Genomic DNA, 22,322 nt, shown 5'->3' with positions numbered 1-22,322 from the left:
TACTGAAGCGATTGTTTAGGATGGCCAGCAGAAGGTCAATAGTTTGGCATAAACAAAAAAATCAAAAAAACAAGCCAAAATATTGACGTCATGAAGCGTCAAAACAACCTTATTTAGCGAAGCAAGAGCGTCCAGACCGGCGCAGCCAGAGGCTGTTCGGTACATGGAAGTCTACTGAACGTGGCACCCGGAGAGTCTTCAATGAGCAGTGTTATTGCCGTCGTCAAAAGCATTGTTGGTCAGGTTTTCGTCGTATCCCCCGAAGGCATCCGGCGTGTGCTCATTGAAGGTGACCGCCTGTCCACAGGCGATCAATTGGACACCGGCGCTGCTGGCGCCGTTACATTGGAACTGGCCGATGGGCGCACGCTGGACCTGGGTCGCGACACCCAGTGGAGCGCCAATGCCCCGGACTCCTCCACCGATCTCGCCCAGGCCACAGCCCAGGCTGCGCCGTCGGTAGAAGAACTGCAGCAGGCCATTGCCGCCGACGTCGACCCGACGACCGCCCTTGAAGCCACCGCCGCTGGCGCCACTGCTGCAGGTACGGGTGGGGCCGCCGGTGGCGGCCACAGCGTTGTGATGCTGGATGCCACCGCTGGCAGCGTCGACCCGACCATCGGGTTCCCGACTGAGGGTTTGAGCGCAGCCGCGGCCGCTGACGATGACATCACCGGCGGCGACACCGACGCCGATACCACTGCCAACGCGGTGCTTGATTCGACGTTGACCCTGAGCGCCACCCCGACCCTGACCGAGGCCGGCGGCGTGCTGGTCTACACCGCGACCGTCACCCAGGCGCCTCAGACCAACCTGACCGTAACCTTGTCCAACGGCGCAGTGATCGTGATTCCCGCCGGGCAACTGACCGGCAGCGTCAACGTCCCCCTGGCGCCGAACGACACCGTCTATAACGACCCTAGCCAGATCAGCGTCACGGTCACCGGCACTACCGGCGGCACCGGCATTGCCGTGACCTTGCCCACCACACCGGCAGTGACCCAGATCACCGACACTGTGGACACCACCACCGTCACTTTGACGGCCGGCAACACCGTCACCGAAGGCGGCCAGATCACCTACACCGCCACCCTGACCAACCCGGCCCAGACGCCAGTGACCGTAACCTTGAGCAATGGCTCGGTCATCACCATCGCTGCGGGCCAGACCACCGGCACCGTCAACGTCGACACTCCGGCCAACGACGTCTACAACAATGGCAGCACCGTCAGCACCACCATTACCGGCGCCACGGGCGGCAACTTTGAGAACTTGGTGCCGAGCACCACGCCTGCCGTGACGACGATCACCGATTCGGTGGACGCCACTGGCCTGACCTTGACTGCCAGCGACACCATCACTGAAGGCGGTCAGGTCACCTACACCGCGACTCTGACCAACCCGGCCCAGACGCCGGTAACCGTGACCTTGAGCAATGGCTCGGTCATCACCATCGCCGCCGGACAAACCACCGGTACCGTCAACGTCGATACCCCGGCCAACGACGTCTACAACAATGGCAGCACCGTCAGCACCACCATTACCGGTGCGACTGGCGGCAACTTTGAAAACCTGGTGCCGAGCACCACGCCTGCCGTGACGACGATCACCGACTCCGTGGACGTCACCGGCCTGACCTTGACCGCCAGCGACACCATCACCGAAGGCGGTCAGATCACCTACACCGCGACTCTGACCAACCCGGCCCAGACGCCGGTAACCGTGACCTTGAGCAATGGCTCGGTCATCACCATCGCCGCCGGACAAACCACCGGTACCGTCAACGTCGATACCCCGGCCAACGACGTCTACAACAATGGCAGCACCGTCAGCACCACCATTACCGGCGCCACGGGCGGCAACTTTGAGAACTTGGTGCCGAGCACCACGCCTGCCGTTACGACGATCACCGATTCCGTGGACGCCACTGGCCTGACCTTGACCGCCAGCGACACCGTTACCGAAGGCGGCCAGATCACCTACACCGCAACGCTGACCAACCCAGCCCAGACGCCGGTGACCGTGACCTTGAGCAATGGCTCGGTCATCACCATCGCCGCCGGACAAACCACCGGCACCGTCAACGTCGATACCCCGGCCAACGACGTCTACAACAATGGCAGCACCGTTAGCACCACCATTACCGGTGCAACGGGTGGCAACTTTGAGAACTTGGTGCCGAACACCACGCCTGCCGTGACGACGATCACCGACTCGGTGGACGCCACCGGCCTGACCCTGACCGCCAGCGACACCATCACCGAAGGCGGCCAGATCACCTACACCGCCACCCTGACCAACCCGGCCCAGACGCCGGTAACCGTGACCTTGAGCAATGGCTCGGTCATCACCATCGCCGCCGGACAAACCACCGGTACCGTCAACGTCGATACCCCGGCCAACGACGTCTACAACAATGGCAGCACCGTCAGCACCACCATTACCGGTGCGACTGGCGGCAACTTTGAAAACCTGGTGCCGAGCACTACACCTGCCGTTACGACGATCACCGATTCGGGGGACGCCACAGGCCTGACCTTGACCGCCAGCGACACCGTTACCGAAGGCGGCCAGATCACCTACACCGCGACCCTGACCAACCCGGCCCAGACGCCGGTGACCGTGACCTTGAGCAATGGCTCGGTCATCACCATCGCTGCGGGCCAGACCACAGGCACCGTCGCTGTCGATACCCCGGCCAATGACGTCTACAACAACGGCAGCACCGTCAGCACCACTATTACCGGTGCCACGGGCGGCAACTTTGAAAACCTGGTGCCGAGCACCACGCCTGCGGTCACCACAATCACTGATTCGGTGGACGCTACCGGCCTTACCCTGACCGCCAGCGATACCATCACTGAAGGCGGCCAGATCACTTACACCGCCACTCTGACCAACCCGGCCCAGACTCCGGTAACCGTGACCTTGAGCAATGGCTCGGTCATTACCATCGCTGCGGGCCAGACCACAGGCTCCGTCGCTGTCGATACCCCGGCCAATGACGTCTACAACAACGGCAGCACCGTCAGCACCACTATTACCGGTGCGACTGGCGGCAACTTTGAAAACCTGGTGCCGAGCACTACACCTGCCGTTACGACGATCACCGACTCGGTGGACGCCACCGGCCTGAGCTTGTCAGCATCCACTGAAGTGGCCGAAGGCGGTTCGATTGTCTACACCGCGACCCTGACCAACCCCGCTGGCACTCCGGTCACCGTGACACTGAGCAACGGCGCTGTAATCAACATCGCTGCCGGCGCCACCACCGGCACCGTGACCGTCGATGCGCCGGCTGACGATGTCTACAAAGATGCTGGCAAGGTTGAAGTCAGCATCGATAACGCCACCGGTGGCAACTTCGAAAACCTGGTGCCAAACACGACTCCAGCAGTGACTGATGTCACCGACACCATCGATACGTCGACCGTCAGCCTGACCGCGACTTCCTCCGTGGCTGAGGGCGGCACCGTGGTTTATACCGCTTCGGTCAACGCCCCGGTGACCGGCGCTCCGCTGGTCGTAACGTTGAGCAACGGCCAGAGCATCACCATTCCGGTCGGTTCCAGCAGCGGTTCGGTCAACTTTGTTACCCAGAACGATGCCCTCGCTGGCGGCGACAACCTGAGCGTCAAGATCGATGATGCTCAGGGTGGTAACTACGAAAAGCTGGACATCGACGCGACTCCCGCTGACACCACCGTTACCGATGTACAGGACTCGACCGGCCTGACCTTGAGTGCAACCGATACCGTTGCTGAAGGCGGTTCGATTGTTTACACCGCAACCCTGACCAACGCCGCCGGTTCACCAGTCACCGTGACCCTGAGCAACGGCGCAGTAATCAACATCGCTGCCGGCGCGACCACCGGCACCGTGACCGTCGATGCACCAAAAGACGACGTTTACAAAGACGCCGGCAAGGTCGAAGTCAGCATCGATAACGCCGCCGGCGGTAACTTCGAGAATTTGGTGCCAAGCACCACTCCAGCCGTCACCGACGTAACCGATACCATCGACACCAGCACGGTTTCGCTCACCGCGACCGCAAATGTGGCTGAAGGCGGCACCGTGGTTTACACCGCTTCGGTCAATGCTCCGGTTACCGGCGCTCCGCTGGTCGTAACGTTGAGCAACGGCCAGAGCATCACCATTCCGGTCGGCTCCAGCTCCGGTTCGGTCAACTTCGTGACCCAGAACGACGCCCTTGCTGGCGGCGACAACCTGAGCGTCAAGATCGACGACGCTCAGGGCGGCAACTACGAAAAACTGGACATCGACGCGACTCCAGCTGACACAACTGTCACGGACGTGCAGGACACCACCGGTCTGACGCTCTCGGCCACTGACACCGTTGCCGAAGGCGGTTCGATTGTTTACACCGCGACCCTGACCAACCCCGCTGGCACTCCGGTCACCGTGACCCTGAGCAACGGCGCTGTAATCAACATCGCCGCCGGTGCCACCACCGGCACCGTGACCGTCGATGCGCCGACTGACGACGTCTACAAAGACGCTGGCAAAGTCGAAGTCAGCATCGATAACGCAACGGGCGGTAACTTCGAGAACCTGGTACCAAGCACCACACCGGCCGTCACCGATGTCACTGACACCATTGATACTTCGACCGTCAGCCTGACCGCGACCTCCTCCGTGGCTGAAGGCGGCACCGTGGTTTACACCGCTTCGGTCAACGCACCGGTCACCGGCGCTCCGTTGGTCGTAACGTTGAGCAACGGCCAGAGCATCACCATTCCAGTCGGTTCCAGCAGCGGTTCGGTCAACTTCGTGACCCAGAACGATGCCCTTGCCGGCGGCGACAACCTGAGCGTCAAGATTGATGATGCTCAGGGCGGCAACTACGAAAAACTGGACATCGATGCCACTCCGGCTGACACGACTGTCACTGACGTGCAGGACACCACCGGTCTGAGCCTGAGCGCTACCGATTCGGTTGCCGAAGGTGGTCAAATCACCTACACCGCAACCCTGACCAACGCCGCTGGCTCGCCAGTGACCGTGACTCTGAGCAACGGCGCTGTAATCAACATCGCTGCTGGCGCCACCACCGGCACCGTGACCGTCGCTGCGCCAAAGGACGACGTCTACAAAGACGCTGGCAAGGTTGAAGTCAGCATCGACAATGCAACGGGCGGTAACTTCGAAAACCTGGTGCCGAGCACCGCACCAGCGGTGACCGATGTCACTGACACCATCGACACCAGCACCGTGTCGCTCACTGCGACCGCAAATGTGGCTGAAGGCGGCACCGTGGTTTACACCGCCTCGGTCAACGCGCCAGTCACCGGCGCTCCGTTGGTCGTAACGTTGAGCAACGGCCAGAGCATCACCATTCCAGTCGGTTCCAGCTCCGGTTCGGTCAACTTCGTTACCCAGAACGACGCCCTTGCTGGCGGCGACAACCTGAGCGTGAAGATTGATGATGCTCAGGGCGGTAACTACGAAAAGCTGGACATCGATGCCACTCCAGCGGACACGACTGTCACTGACGTGCAGGACACGACCGGCCTGACGCTCTCGGCCACTGACACTGTTGCTGAAGGTGGTTCGATTGTTTACACCGCAACCCTGACCAACCCCGCTGGCACTCCGGTCACCGTGACACTGAGCAACGGCGCTGTAATCAACATCGCTGCCGGCGCCACCACTGGCACCGTGACCGTCGATGCGCCGACTGACGACGTCTACAAAGACGCCGGCAAAGTCGAAGTCAGCATCGATAACGCAACGGGCGGTAACTTCGAAAACCTGGTGCCAAGCACTGCACCAGCGGTGACTGATGTCACTGACACCATCGACACCAGCACCGTTTCGCTCACAGCGACCGCGAATGTGGCCGAAGGCGGTACTGTCGTTTACACCGTCTCGGTCAATGCCCCCGTGACCGGCGCTCCGCTGGTGGTCACCCTGTCGAACGGCCAAAGCATCACCATCCCGGTCGGCTCCAGCAGCGGTTCGGTCAATTTCGTTACCCAGAACGATGCCCTTGCCGGCGGCGACAACCTGAGCGTCAAGATTGATGATGCCCAGGGCGGTAACTACGAAAAACTGGACATTGATGCCACTCCGGCTGACACAACTGTCACGGACGTGCAGGACACCACCGGCCTGACGCTCTCGGCAACTGACACCGTTGCTGAAGGCGGTTCGATCGTTTACACCGCAACCCTGACCAACGCCGCTGGTTCGCCAGTGACGGTGACCCTGAGCAACGGCGCTGTAATCAACATCGCTGCTGGTGCCACCACTGGCACGGTCACTGTCGATGCACCAAAAGACGACGTCTACAAAGACGCCGGCAAAGTCGAAGTCAGCATCGATAACGCCACCGGTGGCAACTTCGAGAATCTGGTGCCAAGCACCGCGCCAGCCGTCACCGATGTGACCGACACTATCGACACCAGCACCGTTTCGCTCACTGCGACCGCGAATGTAGCTGAAGGCGGCATTGTCGTTTACACCGCCTCGGTCAACGCTCCCGTGACCGGCGCTCCGCTGGTGATCACCCTGTCGAACGGTCAGAGCATCACCATTCCAGTCGGTTCCAGCAGTGGTTCGGTCAACTTCGTCACCCAGAACGACGCCCTTGCCGGCGGCGACAACCTGAGCGTCAAGATTGATGATGCCCAGGGCGGCAACTACGAAAAACTGGACATCGACGCGACTCCCGCTGACACCACCGTTACCGATGTACAGGACTCGACCGGCCTGACCTTGAGTGCAACCGATACCGTTGCTGAAGGCGGTTCGATTGTTTACACCGCAACCCTGACCAACGCCGCCGGTTCACCAGTCACCGTGAGCCTGAGCAACGGCGCAGTAATCAACATCGCTGCCGGCGCGACCACCGGCACCGTGACCGTCGATGCACCAAAAGACGACGTTTACAAAGACGCCGGCAAGGTCGAAGTCAGCATCGATAACGCCACCGGTGGCAACTTCGAGAATCTGGTGCCAAGCACCACGCCAGCCGTCACCGACGTGACCGATACCATCGACACTTCGACTGTCAGCCTGACCGCGACTTCCTCCGTGGCCGAAGGCGGAACCGTGGTTTACACCGCTTCGGTCAATGCTCCGGTTACCGGCGCTCCGCTGGTCGTAACGTTGAGCAACGGCCAGAGCATCACCATTCCGGTCGGCTCCAGCAGTGGTTCGGTGAACTTCGTTACGCAGAACGATGCTTTGTCAGGTGGTGATTCGCTGAGCGTGAAGATCGACGACGCCCAAGGCGGCAACTACGAAAAACTGGACATCGACGCGACTCCCGCTGACACCACCGTTACCGATGTACAGGACACCACCGGCCTGAGCCTGAGCGCTACCGATTCGGTTGCCGAAGGTGGTCAAATCACCTACACCGCAACCCTGACCAACGCCGCTGGCTCACCAGTCACCGTGACCCTGAGCAACGGCGCCGTAATCAACATCGCTGCCGGCGCCACCACTGGCACAGTCACTGTCGATGCGCCAAAAGACGACGTCTACAAAGATGCTGGCAAAGTCGAAGTCAGCATCGACAACGCCACCGGCGGTAGCTTTGAGAACCTCGTTCCGAGCACGACTCCGGCAGTGACTGATGTCACCGATACCATCGATACGTCGACTGTCAGCCTGACCGCGACTTCCTCCGTGGCTGAAGGCGGCACCGTGGTTTACACCGCTTCGGTCAACGCGCCAGTCACCGGCGCTCCGTTGGTCGTAACGTTGAGCAACGGCCAAAGCATCACCATTCCAGTCGGCTCCAGCTCCGGTTCGGTGAACTTCGTTACGCAGAACGATGCCCTTGCCGGCGGCGACAACCTGAGCGTCAAGATTGATGATGCTCAGGGCGGCAACTACGAAAAACTGGAGATCGACGCGACTCCGGCGGACACCACCGTTACTGATGTGCAGGACACCACTGGCCTGACGCTCTCGGCCACTGACACCGTTGCCGAAGGTGGTTCTATTGTTTACACCGCAACCCTGACCAACGCCGCTGGTTCACCAGTGACCGTGACTCTGAGCAACGGCGCAGTGATCAACATCGCTGCCGGCGCTACCACCGGCACTGTGACCGTCGATGCGCCAAAGGACGACGTCTACAAAGACGCCGGCAAAGTCGAAGTCAGCATTGATAACGCCACCGGCGGCAACTTCGAGAATTTGGTGCCAAGCACCACGCCAGCCGTCACCGACGTGACCGATACCATCGACACTTCGACTGTCAGCCTGACCGCGACTTCCTCCGTGGCCGAAGGCGGAACCGTGGTTTACACCGCTTCGGTCAATGCTCCGGTTACCGGCGCTCCGCTGGTCGTAACGTTGAGCAACGGCCAGAGCATCACCATTCCGGTCGGCTCCAGCTCCGGTTCGGTCAACTTCGTGACCCAGAACGACGCCCTTGCTGGCGGCGACAACCTGAGCGTCAAGATCGACGACGCTCAGGGCGGCAACTACGAAAAACTGGACATCGACGCGACTCCAGCGGACACAACTGTCACGGACGTGCAGGACACCACCAGTCTGACGCTCTCGGCCACTGACACCGTTGCCGAAGGCGGTTCGATTGTTTACACCGCAACCCTGACCAACGCTGCTGGCTCGCCAGTCACCGTGACCCTGAGCAACGGCGCTGTAATCAACATCGCTGCCGGCGCCACCACCGGCACCGTGACCGTCGATGCGCCGACTGACGACGTCTACAAAGACGCTGCCAAAGTTGAAGTCAGCATCGATAACGCCACCGGTGGCAACTTCGAGAACCTCGTTCCGAGCACGACTCCGGCAGTGACTGATGTCACCGATACCATCGATACGTCGACTGTTAGCCTGACCGCGACCTCCTCCGTGGCTGAAGGCGGCACCGTCGTTTACACCGCTTCGGTCAACGCCCCGGTCACCGGCGCTCCGCTGGTGATCACCCTATCGAACGGTCAAAGCATCACCATCCCGGTCGGCTCCAGCTCCGGTTCGGTCAATTTCGTGACCCAGAACGACGCCCTTGCTGGCGGCGACAACCTGAGCGTCAAGATTAATGATGCCCAGGGCGGCAACTACGAAAAACTGGACATTGATGCCACTCCGGCTGACACAACTGTCACGGACGTGCAGGACACCACCGGTCTGAGCCTGAGCGCTACCGATTCGGTTGCCGAAGGTGGTTCGATCGTTTACACAGCGACATTGACCAATGCTGCTGGCTCACCAGTCACCGTGACCCTGAGCAACGGCGCCGTAATCAACATCGCTGCCGGCGCCACCACCGGCACCGTGACCGTCGATGCGCCGACTGACGACGTCTACAAAGACGCCGGCAAAGTCGAAGTCAGCATCGATAACGCAACGGGCGGTAACTTCGAAAACCTGGTGCCAAGCACTGCACCAGCGGTGACTGATGTCACTGACACCATCGACACCAGCACCGTTTCGCTCACAGCGACCGCGAATGTGGCCGAAGGCGGTACTGTCGTTTACACCGTCTCGGTCAATGCCCCCGTGACCGGCGCTCCGCTGGTGGTCACCCTGTCGAACGGCCAAAGCATCACCATCCCGGTCGGCTCCAGCAGCGGTTCGGTCAATTTCGTTACCCAGAACGATGCCCTTGCCGGCGGCGACAACCTGAGCGTCAAGATTGATGATGCCCAGGGCGGTAACTACGAAAAACTGGACATTGATGCCACTCCGGCTGACACAACTGTCACGGACGTGCAGGACACCACCGGCCTGACGCTCTCGGCAACTGACACCGTTGCTGAAGGCGGTTCGATCGTTTACACCGCAACCCTGACCAACGCCGCTGGTTCGCCAGTGACGGTGACCCTGAGCAACGGCGCTGTAATCAACATCGCTGCTGGTGCCACCACTGGCACGGTCACTGTCGATGCACCAAAAGACGACGTCTACAAAGACGCCGGCAAAGTCGAAGTCAGCATCGATAACGCCACCGGTGGCAACTTCGAGAATCTGGTGCCAAGCACCGCGCCAGCCGTCACCGATGTGACCGACACTATCGACACCAGCACCGTTTCGCTCACTGCGACCGCGAATGTAGCTGAAGGCGGCATTGTCGTTTACACCGCCTCGGTCAACGCTCCCGTGACCGGCGCTCCGCTGGTGATCACCCTGTCGAACGGTCAGAGCATCACCATTCCAGTCGGTTCCAGCAGTGGTTCGGTCAACTTCGTCACCCAGAACGACGCCCTTGCCGGCGGCGACAACCTGAGCGTCAAGATTGATGATGCCCAGGGCGGCAACTACGAAAAACTGGACATCGACGCGACTCCCGCTGACACCACCGTTACCGATGTACAGGACTCGACCGGCCTGACCTTGAGTGCAACCGATACCGTTGCTGAAGGCGGTTCGATTGTTTACACCGCAACCCTGACCAACGCCGCCGGTTCACCAGTCACCGTGAGCCTGAGCAACGGCGCAGTAATCAACATCGCTGCCGGCGCGACCACCGGCACCGTGACCGTCGATGCACCAAAAGACGACGTTTACAAAGACGCCGGCAAGGTCGAAGTCAGCATCGATAACGCCACCGGTGGCAACTTCGAGAATCTGGTGCCAAGCACCACGCCAGCCGTCACCGACGTGACCGATACCATCGACACTTCGACTGTCAGCCTGACCGCGACTTCCTCCGTGGCCGAAGGCGGAACCGTGGTTTACACCGCTTCGGTCAATGCTCCGGTTACCGGCGCTCCGCTGGTCGTAACGTTGAGCAACGGCCAGAGCATCACCATTCCGGTCGGCTCCAGCAGTGGTTCGGTGAACTTCGTTACGCAGAACGATGCTTTGTCAGGTGGTGATTCGCTGAGCGTGAAGATCGACGACGCCCAAGGCGGCAACTACGAAAAACTGGACATCGACGCGACTCCCGCTGACACCACCGTTACCGATGTACAGGACACCACCGGCCTGAGCCTGAGCGCTACCGATTCGGTTGCCGAAGGTGGTCAAATCACCTACACCGCAACCCTGACCAACGCCGCTGGCTCACCAGTCACCGTGACCCTGAGCAACGGCGCCGTAATCAACATCGCTGCCGGCGCCACCACTGGCACAGTCACTGTCGATGCGCCAAAAGACGACGTCTACAAAGATGCTGGCAAAGTCGAAGTCAGCATCGACAACGCCACCGGCGGTAGCTTTGAGAACCTCGTTCCGAGCACGACTCCGGCAGTGACTGATGTCACCGATACCATCGATACGTCGACTGTCAGCCTGACCGCGACTTCCTCCGTGGCTGAAGGCGGCACCGTGGTTTACACCGCTTCGGTCAACGCGCCAGTCACCGGCGCTCCGTTGGTCGTAACGTTGAGCAACGGCCAAAGCATCACCATTCCAGTCGGCTCCAGCTCCGGTTCGGTGAACTTCGTTACGCAGAACGATGCCCTTGCCGGCGGCGACAACCTGAGCGTCAAGATTGATGATGCTCAGGGCGGCAACTACGAAAAACTGGAGATCGACGCGACTCCGGCGGACACCACCGTTACTGATGTGCAGGACACCACTGGCCTGACGCTCTCGGCCACTGACACCGTTGCCGAAGGTGGTTCTATTGTTTACACCGCAACCCTGACCAACGCCGCTGGTTCACCAGTGACCGTGACTCTGAGCAACGGCGCAGTGATCAACATCGCTGCCGGCGCTACCACCGGCACTGTGACCGTCGATGCGCCAAAGGACGACGTCTACAAAGACGCCGGCAAAGTCGAAGTCAGCATTGATAACGCCACCGGCGGCAACTTCGAGAATTTGGTGCCAAGCACCACGCCAGCCGTCACCGACGTGACCGATACCATCGACACTTCGACTGTCAGCCTGACCGCGACTTCCTCCGTGGCCGAAGGCGGAACCGTGGTTTACACCGCTTCGGTCAATGCTCCGGTTACCGGCGCTCCGCTGGTCGTAACGTTGAGCAACGGCCAGAGCATCACCATTCCGGTCGGCTCCAGCTCCGGTTCGGTCAACTTCGTGACCCAGAACGACGCCCTTGCTGGCGGCGACAACCTGAGCGTCAAGATCGACGACGCTCAGGGCGGCAACTACGAAAAACTGGACATCGACGCGACTCCAGCGGACACAACTGTCACGGACGTGCAGGACACCACCAGTCTGACGCTCTCGGCCACTGACACCGTTGCCGAAGGCGGTTCGATTGTTTACACCGCAACCCTGACCAACGCTGCTGGCTCGCCAGTCACCGTGACCCTGAGCAACGGCGCTGTAATCAACATCGCTGCCGGCGCCACCACCGGCACCGTGACCGTCGATGCGCCGACTGACGACGTCTACAAAGACGCTGCCAAAGTTGAAGTCAGCATCGATAACGCCACCGGTGGCAACTTCGAGAACCTCGTTCCGAGCACGACTCCGGCAGTGACTGATGTCACCGATACCATCGATACGTCGACTGTTAGCCTGACCGCGACCTCCTCCGTGGCTGAAGGCGGCACCGTCGTTTACACCGCTTCGGTCAACGCCCCGGTCACCGGCGCTCCGCTGGTGATCACCCTATCGAACGGTCAAAGCATCACCATCCCGGTCGGCTCCAGCTCCGGTTCGGTCAATTTCGTGACCCAGAACGACGCCCTTGCTGGCGGCGACAACCTGAGCGTCAAGATTAATGATGCCCAGGGCGGCAACTACGAAAAACTGGACATTGATGCCACTCCGGCTGACACAACTGTCACGGACGTGCAGGACACCACCGGTCTGAGCCTGAGCGCTACCGATTCGGTTGCCGAAGGTGGTTCGATCGTTTACACAGCGACATTGACCAATGCTGCTGGCTCACCAGTCACCGTGACCCTGAGCAACGGCGCCGTAATCAACATCGCTGCCGGCGCCACCACCGGCACCGTGACCGTCGATGCGCCGACTGACGACGTCTACAAAGACGCCGGCAAAGTCGAAGTCAGCATCGATAACGCAACGGGCGGTAACTTCGAAAACCTGGTGCCAAGCACTGCACCAGCGGTGACTGATGTCACTGACACCATCGACACCAGCACCGTTTCGCTCACAGCGACCGCGAATGTGGCCGAAGGCGGTACTGTCGTTTACACCGTCTCGGTCAATGCCCCCGTGACCGGCGCTCCGCTGGTGGTCACCCTGTCGAACGGCCAAAGCATCACCATCCCGGTCGGCTCCAGCAGCGGTTCGGTCAATTTCGTTACCCAGAACGATGCCCTTGCCGGCGGCGACAACCTGAGCGTCAAGATTGATGATGCCCAGGGCGGTAACTACGAAAAACTGGACATTGATGCCACTCCGGCTGACACAACTGTCACGGACGTGCAGGACACCACCGGCCTGACGCTCTCGGCAACTGACACCGTTGCTGAAGGCGGTTCGATCGTTTACACCGCAACCCTGACCAACGCCGCTGGTTCGCCAGTGACGGTGACCCTGAGCAACGGCGCTGTAATCAACATCGCTGCTGGTGCCACCACTGGCACGGTCACTGTCGATGCACCAAAAGACGACGTCTACAAAGACGCCGGCAAAGTCGAAGTCAGCATCGATAACGCCACCGGTGGCAACTTCGAGAATCTGGTGCCAAGCACCGCGCCAGCCGTCACCGATGTGACCGACACTATCGACACCAGCACCGTTTCGCTCACTGCGACCGCGAATGTAGCTGAAGGCGGCATTGTCGTTTACACCGCCTCGGTCAACGCTCCCGTGACCGGCGCTCCGCTGGTGATCACCCTGTCGAACGGTCAGAGCATCACCATTCCAGTCGGTTCCAGCAGCGGTTCGGTCAACTTCGTCACCCAGAACGACGCCCTTGCCGGCGGCGACAACCTGAGCGTCAAGATTGATGATGCCCAGGGCGGCAACTACGAAAAACTGGACATCGACGCGACTCCCGCTGACACCACCGTTACCGATGTACAGGACTCGACCGGCCTGACCTTGAGTGCAACCGATACCGTTGCTGAAGGCGGTTCGATTGTTTACACCGCAACCCTGACCAACGCCGCCGGTTCACCAGTCACCGTGAGCCTGAGCAACGGCGCCGTAATCAACATCGCTGCCGGCGCCACCACCGGCACGGTCACTGTCGATGCGCCAAAAGACGACGTCTACAAAGACGCCGGCAAGGTCGAAGTCAGCATCGACAACGCCACCGGTGGCAACTTCGAGAATTTGGTACCGAGCACCACCCCAGCCGTCACCGACGTGACCGATACCGTCGATAACACCATCGTCAGCATCACCGGCAGCACCTCGGTCACCGAAGGCCAGGCCGCGACGTACACCGTCAGCCTGACGAACCCGGCGCAAACCGAAGTGACGCTCAAGATCGTCTACAGCGGTACCGCCGCCGACGGTACGGACTTCACCGGCGTCTACACCGTGAAGATTCCGGCCAATGCCACCAGCGCCACTTTCAACGTGGCGACGCTGGACGACAAGATCACCGAAGGTACCGAAAACTTCGTGGTCAAGATCGACTCGGCCACCGGCGGCAACTTCGAAAACCTGGCCGTCAGCGGCACCAACGGCAGCGTCAGTACCTCGATCATCGACAACGATGCACCGCCGGTACTGGACCTGGATGCCAACAACTCCAGCGGCAAGACCGGCGCCGATTACCAGGTGACCTTCACCGAAGGCACCACCGGTCCGGGCGTGTCCATCGGCGACACCGACCTGAAAATCACCGACCCGGACAGCACGATGCTGACCGGCGCCACCATCGTGCTGACCAACCGTCAGCCCGGCGATGCGCTGAACCTGGGTAACAGCGTCAACGGCATCAGCATCAACGCCAACAGCACCAACGGCACGGTCACCCTGACCCTGTCGGGCAATGCGACGCTGGCCGACTACATGCAGCAAATCAAGAACATCAGCTTCACCAACAGCAGCGACGACCCGAGCACCGTGCCGCGCATCATCACCGTGACGGTGACCGACGGTACAAACTACTCCAACACGGCCACCACCACCGTGAACGTGGTCGGGGTCAACGATGCGCCGGTCGCAACCGGCGGCGCGGTGACCGGTACCGAAGACACCTCGTTGATTCTTGGCTGGTCGACCTTTGGTGTCAGCGATGTGGACAGTTCGGCATCCAGCCTTGGGGTAAAAATCACCGGACTGCCCGCTGACGGCAAGTTGCAGTATCTGGACGGTGCAACGTGGAAGGACGTGGCCAACAACCAGACCTTCACCAAGGCCGACATCGACGCCGGCAAACTGCGCTTCACACCGGATACCCATGAGTCCGGCGCCAACGGCAACGCGAACGGCGTGGGCGATCAGAAATCCGATTACGCGCAGATCAAGTTCCAGCCAACCGACGGTCAGGCGCTGGGCACTACCGGCACCGTGAAGATCGACATCACGCCGGTCGCTGACGCACCAACCCTCAACGTAGCCGGGAACGCCGTAAACTCCACTGGCCTGATCAAGGAAGTCTGGACCGGTCTGTCGGGCCTGGGCACCGATGGCAGCGGTGCGCCGTCCGGTACGCTGAAATCGGTGATCGATGCCGCCGGAACCCCCAACAGCAGCACCACCGTGAACAACGTGCAGTCCGACAGCAACGTGAATCCGGGCACCGCGTCGAAAACCTCGGGCCTGATTTTCCTCGAAGCTGGCAAGACCTACACCTTCAGCGGTACCGGCGATGACAGCCTGTTAGTGACCATCGGTGGCAAGGATGTCGCGGGCATCACCTGGGGAGCGGGCGGCAAGCTCAATGGCTCGTTCACCCCGACCACCAGCGGCTACTACACCCTGGACATCTACCACCACAACCAGACCGGCCCGGGCAGCTATGACGTGAACCTGTCGGTCAACGGCAGCACCCCGACCGACCTGAGCAGTGCCGGCGTGCCGCTGTACACCGGCGTGGCTGATCTGGTGAATGCGGGCGTGACTGTTTCGGACCTGCACGGCACCAATGGTGAAGGCTACTACGACGGCTTCAAGCTCAACGAAGGCGCCGAAGGCGGCAGTGTGAACCTGTCGAAGATCACCACGGCGCTGACCGATACCGACGGCTCCGAAAGCCTGAGCGTGAAAATCGGCGGGATCCCGGAAGGCAGCGTGCTGAGCGACGGTGCCGGCCACACGGCGACCGTGGGCAGCAATGGCGAGGCCTCGGTCACCGGCTGGAATCTGGGCAGCCTGACCCTGACGCCACCGACCTACTACAACGGCCAGTTCAACCTGACCGTAACCTCGACTTCAACCGAAGCCCTCGGCGGCTCGGCAACCACCACGGCGCAGATTCCGGTCACGGTTCATCCGGCGGTCTACACCTCCGCCACCGCCACCTCTGGCAGTGACAACGTCACCGGCACCGACGGCAACGACATTGTGGTCGCCGACATCGGCGGGCTGACCGTCGTGCCAGGCGTCAACTACAACATCGCCTTCATGGTCGACAGCTCCGGCAGCATGAGCGCAGCGTCCGTCACAGCCGCCAAGGACTCGTTGACGTCGGTGTTCAACACCCTCAAACAGAGCATGGGCGGCAACTCCGGGACGGTGAACATCTTCCTGGCGGACTTCGACAGCCAGGTGAATAAAACCGTATCGGTCAACCTCAATGACCCGAACGCCCTCGTGCTGCTCAAAAGCGTGCTGGACTCGATGGTGTCCGGCGGCGGCACCAACTACGAGGACGTGTTCAAGACCACGGCCAACTGGTTCAAGAGCAGCGAAGCGCTGAGCAACACCGGCGCGACCAACCTGACGTACTTCATCACCGACGGCCAGCCGACCTACTACCAGTCCGGCGAGCAGACGAACCCGACCTTGTATGGCGACGTGAAGCTCGACAGCCTCATCACGACAGCCAACTACAAGCTGGGCCAGACGTTCAGCGCCGACCTGGACAGCAAGCATCGCATCCAGGTCGACACGGACGGCAACGTCACGCTGCAGTCCTGGCACAAGTCCTGGGGCGGTTACTGGAGCAGTGAGGAGCTGGGCACTCTGCGCGCCCAAGGTGATGGTACCTACGAGTTGTCGTACCGCGACGGCACTGGCAGCAGCACCAGCTCGACCACCACCAGCAACTCCCTGAGCGCTTTCGCGCTGTTGAGTTCGGTGTCTGGCGTGGAAGCCATCGGCCTGAACAAAGGCGTGACGCTGGATGACCTGAAGGACTACGACTCGGACAAGACTCCGCAGACCAACATCGATCCCAAGAACCTGGCCGACTCCATCATCGGACACACCGAAGCGACCCTGCCGGGCGCTGACACAGTCAACGGGGCAGACGGCAATGACATCCTGTTCGGCGACCTGGTGAGCTTCAATGGCATCGCCGGCGAAGGTTATCAGTCCATTCAGGCCTTCGTGGCCCAGCAGAGCGGTGTGGAAGTCAGCAAAGTCACCACCAGCAACGTGCACCAGTACATCACCGAGCACTACAACGCTTTCGATGTGTCCGGTGCCAACGATGGCAATGACACACTGCTGGGCGGTGCCGGTAATGACATCATCTTCGGCCAGGGCGGCAACGACCTGCTCAACGGCGGCAAGGGCAATGACATCCTGCTCGGCGGCAAAGGCAACGACACGCTGATCGGCGGCCAGGGCAACGACACCCTGATCGGTGGCCTGGGTGGCGACACCTTTGTCTGGAAGTCCGGCGACACCGGCACCGACGTGATCAAGGACTTCAAGGCCAGCGAAGGTGACCGGATCGACCTGCGGGATCTGTTGCAGGGCGAAACCGGCAGCACCATCGACAACTTCCTGAAGATCAGCACGGTCGATGGCGTGTCGTCGCTGCAGGTCAGCACCTCCGGCAAGTTCAACGCGGGCGACGCCGCAGCGGCCACCCCTGATGTGACGATCAAGCTGGAAGGTAACAACTGGTCGAACATCAACCTGAACTCGTTGATCGCCGGCAGTGATCCGACCATCAAGGTCGATCACAACAACAGCTGACCGTGGCTTAACGGCCGCCCTTAGGGGCGGTCGTACCGGGCTGCATTCAGGATGACGATTTTGTCGCCACCCTCCATACTCGCGCACAGTTGGCCTATGCTGCCCAGCATGACGCCGCTTCATACATGAGGGATGCCCGATGTTTTATGTGCAACGCGATGCACAAGGCCTGCTGGTGCGCGTGGAAGCCACCGCTTATGCGGAGGCCACCGAAACCCTGCCGGCCGACAGCCACGAAATCCAGGACTGGTTCGCCAACCAGGCGGTAGAAAACAGCCTCAAGCAGCTCAAGCAGAGCGACCTGGAAATGATCCGGGTACTCGACGACTTGATCCAGGTGCTGACCAGCAAAGGCGTCATCCGCGTCACCGACCTGCCCCCCGCAGCCCAGGCCAAGCTGATGGACCGCAACCAGGCCCGGGAAGCCTTGGGCGGGTTGAGCCGGTTGATCGATGATGATGAGAAAGGGTTGATCTAAGCCTGGTTCATCGGTGTCGGGGCTGCCTTCATCGCGAGCAGGCTCGCTCCCACAGGGGGATGGGGTAAGTCGCAGATGTTGCCGTCACGCAGTTCTTATGTGGGAGCGGGCTTGCTCGCGAAAGCGGTGGGTCAGTTTGCGATGATGCTGGATGTGCCGACGCCTTCGCGAGCCTGCTCGCGATGGCAATCGTCAATCCACCACAGGCCTGTCAGTTCGACGCTTGCACTTCAAGCCGATCCATCGCCCGCTCCACCAACAAATGCACCCCGTCGGCCATTCGGCTGATCGCCAGGATCACGCTGCGGCGCGAGCCGTCGACGTCATCAGCCAGGTCGGCTGCGATGGCGCTGATGGACAGCAGGTCTTCGGAGGCATTGGCCAGTAGGGTTTCGGTGTCGATGTTCGGGGATACGATGAAGAGCTGGCCCGCTTGGGCCTCGTCGACGGGTTTGGGTTTGAGATAGTAGTCGAGAGCGCGCTCGGCGGCTTCGTCGAGTTTTTTTGCTTGCAGGGTTTCGACTCGGGATTTGGATGAGGGCTGTGGAGGGTTAGGCGTAGCTTTGAACATGGTTTGGGCTTCCTATTCAATTCAGAGCCGCCCTGGCTCGCTTGCACGCGATGAAGGGTGGCAGCTATGTGCGAGTGTGCAAGACCGAGTAAGACAACGCCCAAAAACCTCGGCAGACCCGAAGGTCTCCCGCACACAGCTGCCATAAAACATGAGCACGAATGCACGATAAGTGGCTGGTGATATTGTTGGGCGTCTTTCTAACCGGCTTGCACGCCGGTGTCACCGTTTTTTCAGTGACAAACCCAGACTAGCCACGGGGCAGACGCCGGACAAGTTCACCAAGTTCGCCACAACTCGAAGGAAATCTCCTAGGACCTGACTTTTAGAGGGGGTGTATATCCGTTTCTGCGGTAACGGCTACTGGCGGTTCCGCTCTTACAGCGGGTCACTTTCGAAAAGCGCGAAAGTAACCAAAGCGCTTTTGCCGGTATGACTCACCCACATGGGTTACAAATCAGTTCACGCACATAGGTAACAGTTTTTAACTGGCAGGGTCGATTTCGCGAGGATCTGACCATGCCCTGGAGAGAGCTGAAACCTATGGACCTCAAAGTGATGTTCATCGCTGAGTATCTGTCTGAAAAGCACAGCTTTAGCCAGCTGTGCCAGGACTATCAGATCAGCCGAAAGACTGGCTACAAATGGGTCGAGCGCTATGAACTGGAGGGTCCCAGTGGGCTCGACGAACGTAGCCGCCGACGGCACAACCAAACCTATGTGGTGCCATTGGTTGTGAGGCAGGCAATCATTGAGTTTCGCTCTACTGGCGAAACAGTTCCGGGTCCTAAAAAGATCCAGAACGACCTGATGAAACGCTTTCCGGGGCAGGATCCGCCGTCGAAAACGACCATCTACAACATCCTTAAGGCAGCGGACTTGATTCTGTCTCGACCGTTACGCCAGCGTGTTGCTGTCTACCCCAAGCCTTTGCGTAAGGCAGAAACGCCTAATCAGCTCTTCAGCGCAGATTACAAAGGCCAATTTCTCACCGGGGCGGGCGTTTGGTGCTATCCACTGACGATCATGGATCATGCCAGTCGCTTCTTGCTTGCCTGCGAGAGCATGGCCAATACCAATCTCAAGGAGACCCAGCAAACCTTCGAGCGCGTTTTTCGTGAATACGGGATGCCTGAACGTATCCGCACCGATAACGGCGTGCCGTTTGCCAGTACGGGTCGTGCAGGGTTATCGCAGTTGTCGATCTGGTGGTTGCGCCTTGGGATTATTCCTGAGCGAATTGAGCCCGGTCGGCCAGATCAAAATGGGCGTCATGAGCGCATGCACCGAACATTGAAAAGTACTTTTCCCAAACCGCCAGCCATTGCCTGGGAGGCTCAGCAAAAACACTTTGATCGATTTATGCAGCACTACAATCACGAGCGGGGACACGAGGCGCTCGGCCAGAAAACCCCGGCCTCCTGCTATACACCCTCAACCCGAGCTTACCCGGAAAAACTACCGGAAATGGGCTATGCGAGCCACGTTGAGTGTTACCTGGCTGATAGTTGCGGAATCATTAATCGAGCGGGTCTGCGGATATACGTGGGGAATCTGCTCAGGCATCAAAACATTGGAATGGAGATGATCAAAGATGGGGTATGGAATGTGATCTTCGGTCCGGTGATCCTAGGTCACGTCAACGCTAGGGACGCAAAGAATGGCTATGTTTCAATCAAAGTGTCACCTATGTGAATGCACTTTTTTGTAACCCATGTGGTTGTCCCGTACATGCCCCACCACTCGGCACCTCGCTTAGGCTCGGTGTGCCCGAACGAAGGCATTGCTCCGGGGGCCCGCCGCGAAGGGCCATCCATGGCCCAGCGCGGCTACCTCGGCATCCATGCCGAGGTGCCCCCTACGCAATGCCTGCGTTCGGCCAGCGTGGTTAACGGGGCGTCCCAGATCAAAAGCTTGGCGAGGCGGCCTGACAGCCGACCTGTTTTTTGATGACCGCGTTCATCCTGTGGGAGCAAAGCTTGCCCGCGATGGCGGTGGTTCAGTTGATGAAGATGTTGAATGTGTCGGCCTCATCGCGAGCAAGCTTTACTCCCACAAGTGCCTGCTCAAACAGGTTTGATTGATGCACAGCCGCAAGAGACAGGCCGGCTGTCAGGCCGCCTCGCGAGCAAGCTTTGCTCCCACAGGGAATTGAGGGCAGTCGCGGATATTCAAACCAGCACAAAACAAATGTGGGAGCGAGCCTGCTCGCGATGGCGGTGTATCAGTCAACATTGATGTCAACTGAACCACCGCTATCGCGAGCAGCCTCGCTCCCACAGGTTTTTGTGCGCTGATCACTCCCTCGAGGGAATGATCAGCAACAGTCAATCAAACATTCGGGCAAGGCACCGGTGCCCAGTCACCCAGGTCCGGGTTTTTGCACATGCTGTTGACCTGGCTGGTGCCGGCGCTGGCGACCTGCTTGCTTTCATCCTGCTTGGCCTTGGCGGTCTGCAGGGTTTTCTCAGTGGTTACCGCTTCTTTCGGCACGGTTGGCAACACCGGTTTTTTCGCCGGTTTCACCGCTTTTTTGGTCTTGGTCGAAGCCACAACCGGCTTGGTTTCGGCGGTCGCTACGGTCACCACGTCAGTACGCTGCACACCCACTTGTTGCAGGTCTTTTTCATAGGCCTGGGTGTAGTTGTTCAGGTCTTCGGCGGCTTTGCCGTTGACCGCGACGATCAGGTCGTTGGACTCTTTCAGGCCGGAGACGATTTCTGCCAGGCGCTTGCGGCCTTCAGTTTCGTTGACGGTCTTGGCCTTGCGGTCGGCCACCAGCTTGGTGAACGCGCTCTGGTAGCACTGCTGCGAAGCCTTGGCGTACGCGGTGCTGCGATCGATATCGGCGGCGCTTTTGTTGACGTCAGCGGCGTAGGAGGCGATGCGCTGGTTGTCATCGGCGATCTGCTTCTGACGTTCGGTGTAGTAACCGGTTGCGCCACCGGCCAAGGCACCACCGGCGGCGCCGATGGCGGCGTTGCGGCCACGGTTTTCCGAATCGGTCAGCGCACCCAACAGGGCACCACCAACCGCACCGACGGCTGCGCCGGTGAGTACCGATTTGGTCATGTTCCCCTCGGTGGAGCGCAAGTGCTGCACCGGCTCGTAGCAGTTAGGGTAGTACTCGACCTTGGTGCTCGACGCGACCTTGGAAGTCGGCGACGTAGCGCAGCCGGTCAAGACGGTGCTGAAGCCGACAGCGACCATCAGCAGGTGACGCTTGGAAACCGAAGCAAAAGGTTTACGGGAGAAAAGCATGATTGTGTTCTCTTTTTAAGTGTTGACCAGCTCAGCACGGCCCACCGCCGTCTGAGTCCCTTCCAAGCTCGC

At 60.2% G+C, this 22,322-nt stretch carries 5 protein-coding genes; 3 read left to right on the top strand and 2 right to left on the bottom strand.

The window, feature by feature from the left end; translation table 11 throughout:
- Positions 1-201 precede the first annotated feature (201 nt).
- Positions 202-17,940: an immunoglobulin-like domain-containing protein gene (locus GKKCFE_RS26910; RefSeq protein WP_445577316.1), complete on the top strand. Its 17,739-nt coding sequence runs from the start codon at positions 202-204 to the stop codon at positions 17,938-17,940.
- 139 nt (positions 17,941-18,079) lie between these two features.
- Positions 18,080-18,418: a hypothetical protein gene (locus GKKCFE_RS26905; protein ID WP_047230543.1), complete on the top strand. Its 339-nt coding sequence runs from the start codon at positions 18,080-18,082 to the stop codon at positions 18,416-18,418.
- 211 nt (positions 18,419-18,629) lie between these two features.
- On the opposite strand, the gene GKKCFE_RS26900 is transcribed toward GKKCFE_RS26905, so the two are convergent.
- Complete coding sequence (locus GKKCFE_RS26900) at positions 18,630-18,989, bottom strand: DUF6124 family protein (protein ID WP_274090585.1); 360 nt, start codon at positions 18,987-18,989, stop codon at positions 18,630-18,632.
- 519 nt (positions 18,990-19,508) lie between these two features.
- Between GKKCFE_RS26900 and GKKCFE_RS26895 the strand changes: the two genes are divergently transcribed.
- A complete protein-coding gene (locus GKKCFE_RS26895) occupies positions 19,509-20,684 on the top strand; it encodes an integrase core domain-containing protein (protein ID WP_139051192.1) in 1,176 nt (391 codons plus the stop codon).
- Positions 20,685-21,320: 636 nt separating this feature from the next.
- Here the strand turns inward: GKKCFE_RS26895 and tagQ are convergent.
- Complete coding sequence (tagQ, locus tag GKKCFE_RS26890) at positions 21,321-22,250, bottom strand: type VI secretion system-associated lipoprotein TagQ (protein WP_047226786.1); 930 nt, start codon at positions 22,248-22,250, stop codon at positions 21,321-21,323.
- Positions 22,251-22,322: the final 72 nt, after the last annotated feature.

The sequence above is a fragment of the Pseudomonas sp. E141 genome (assembly GCF_052659885.1).
The sequence above is the reverse complement of the archived record's forward strand: the minus strand, read 5'-3'. Positions and strand labels throughout refer to the sequence as shown.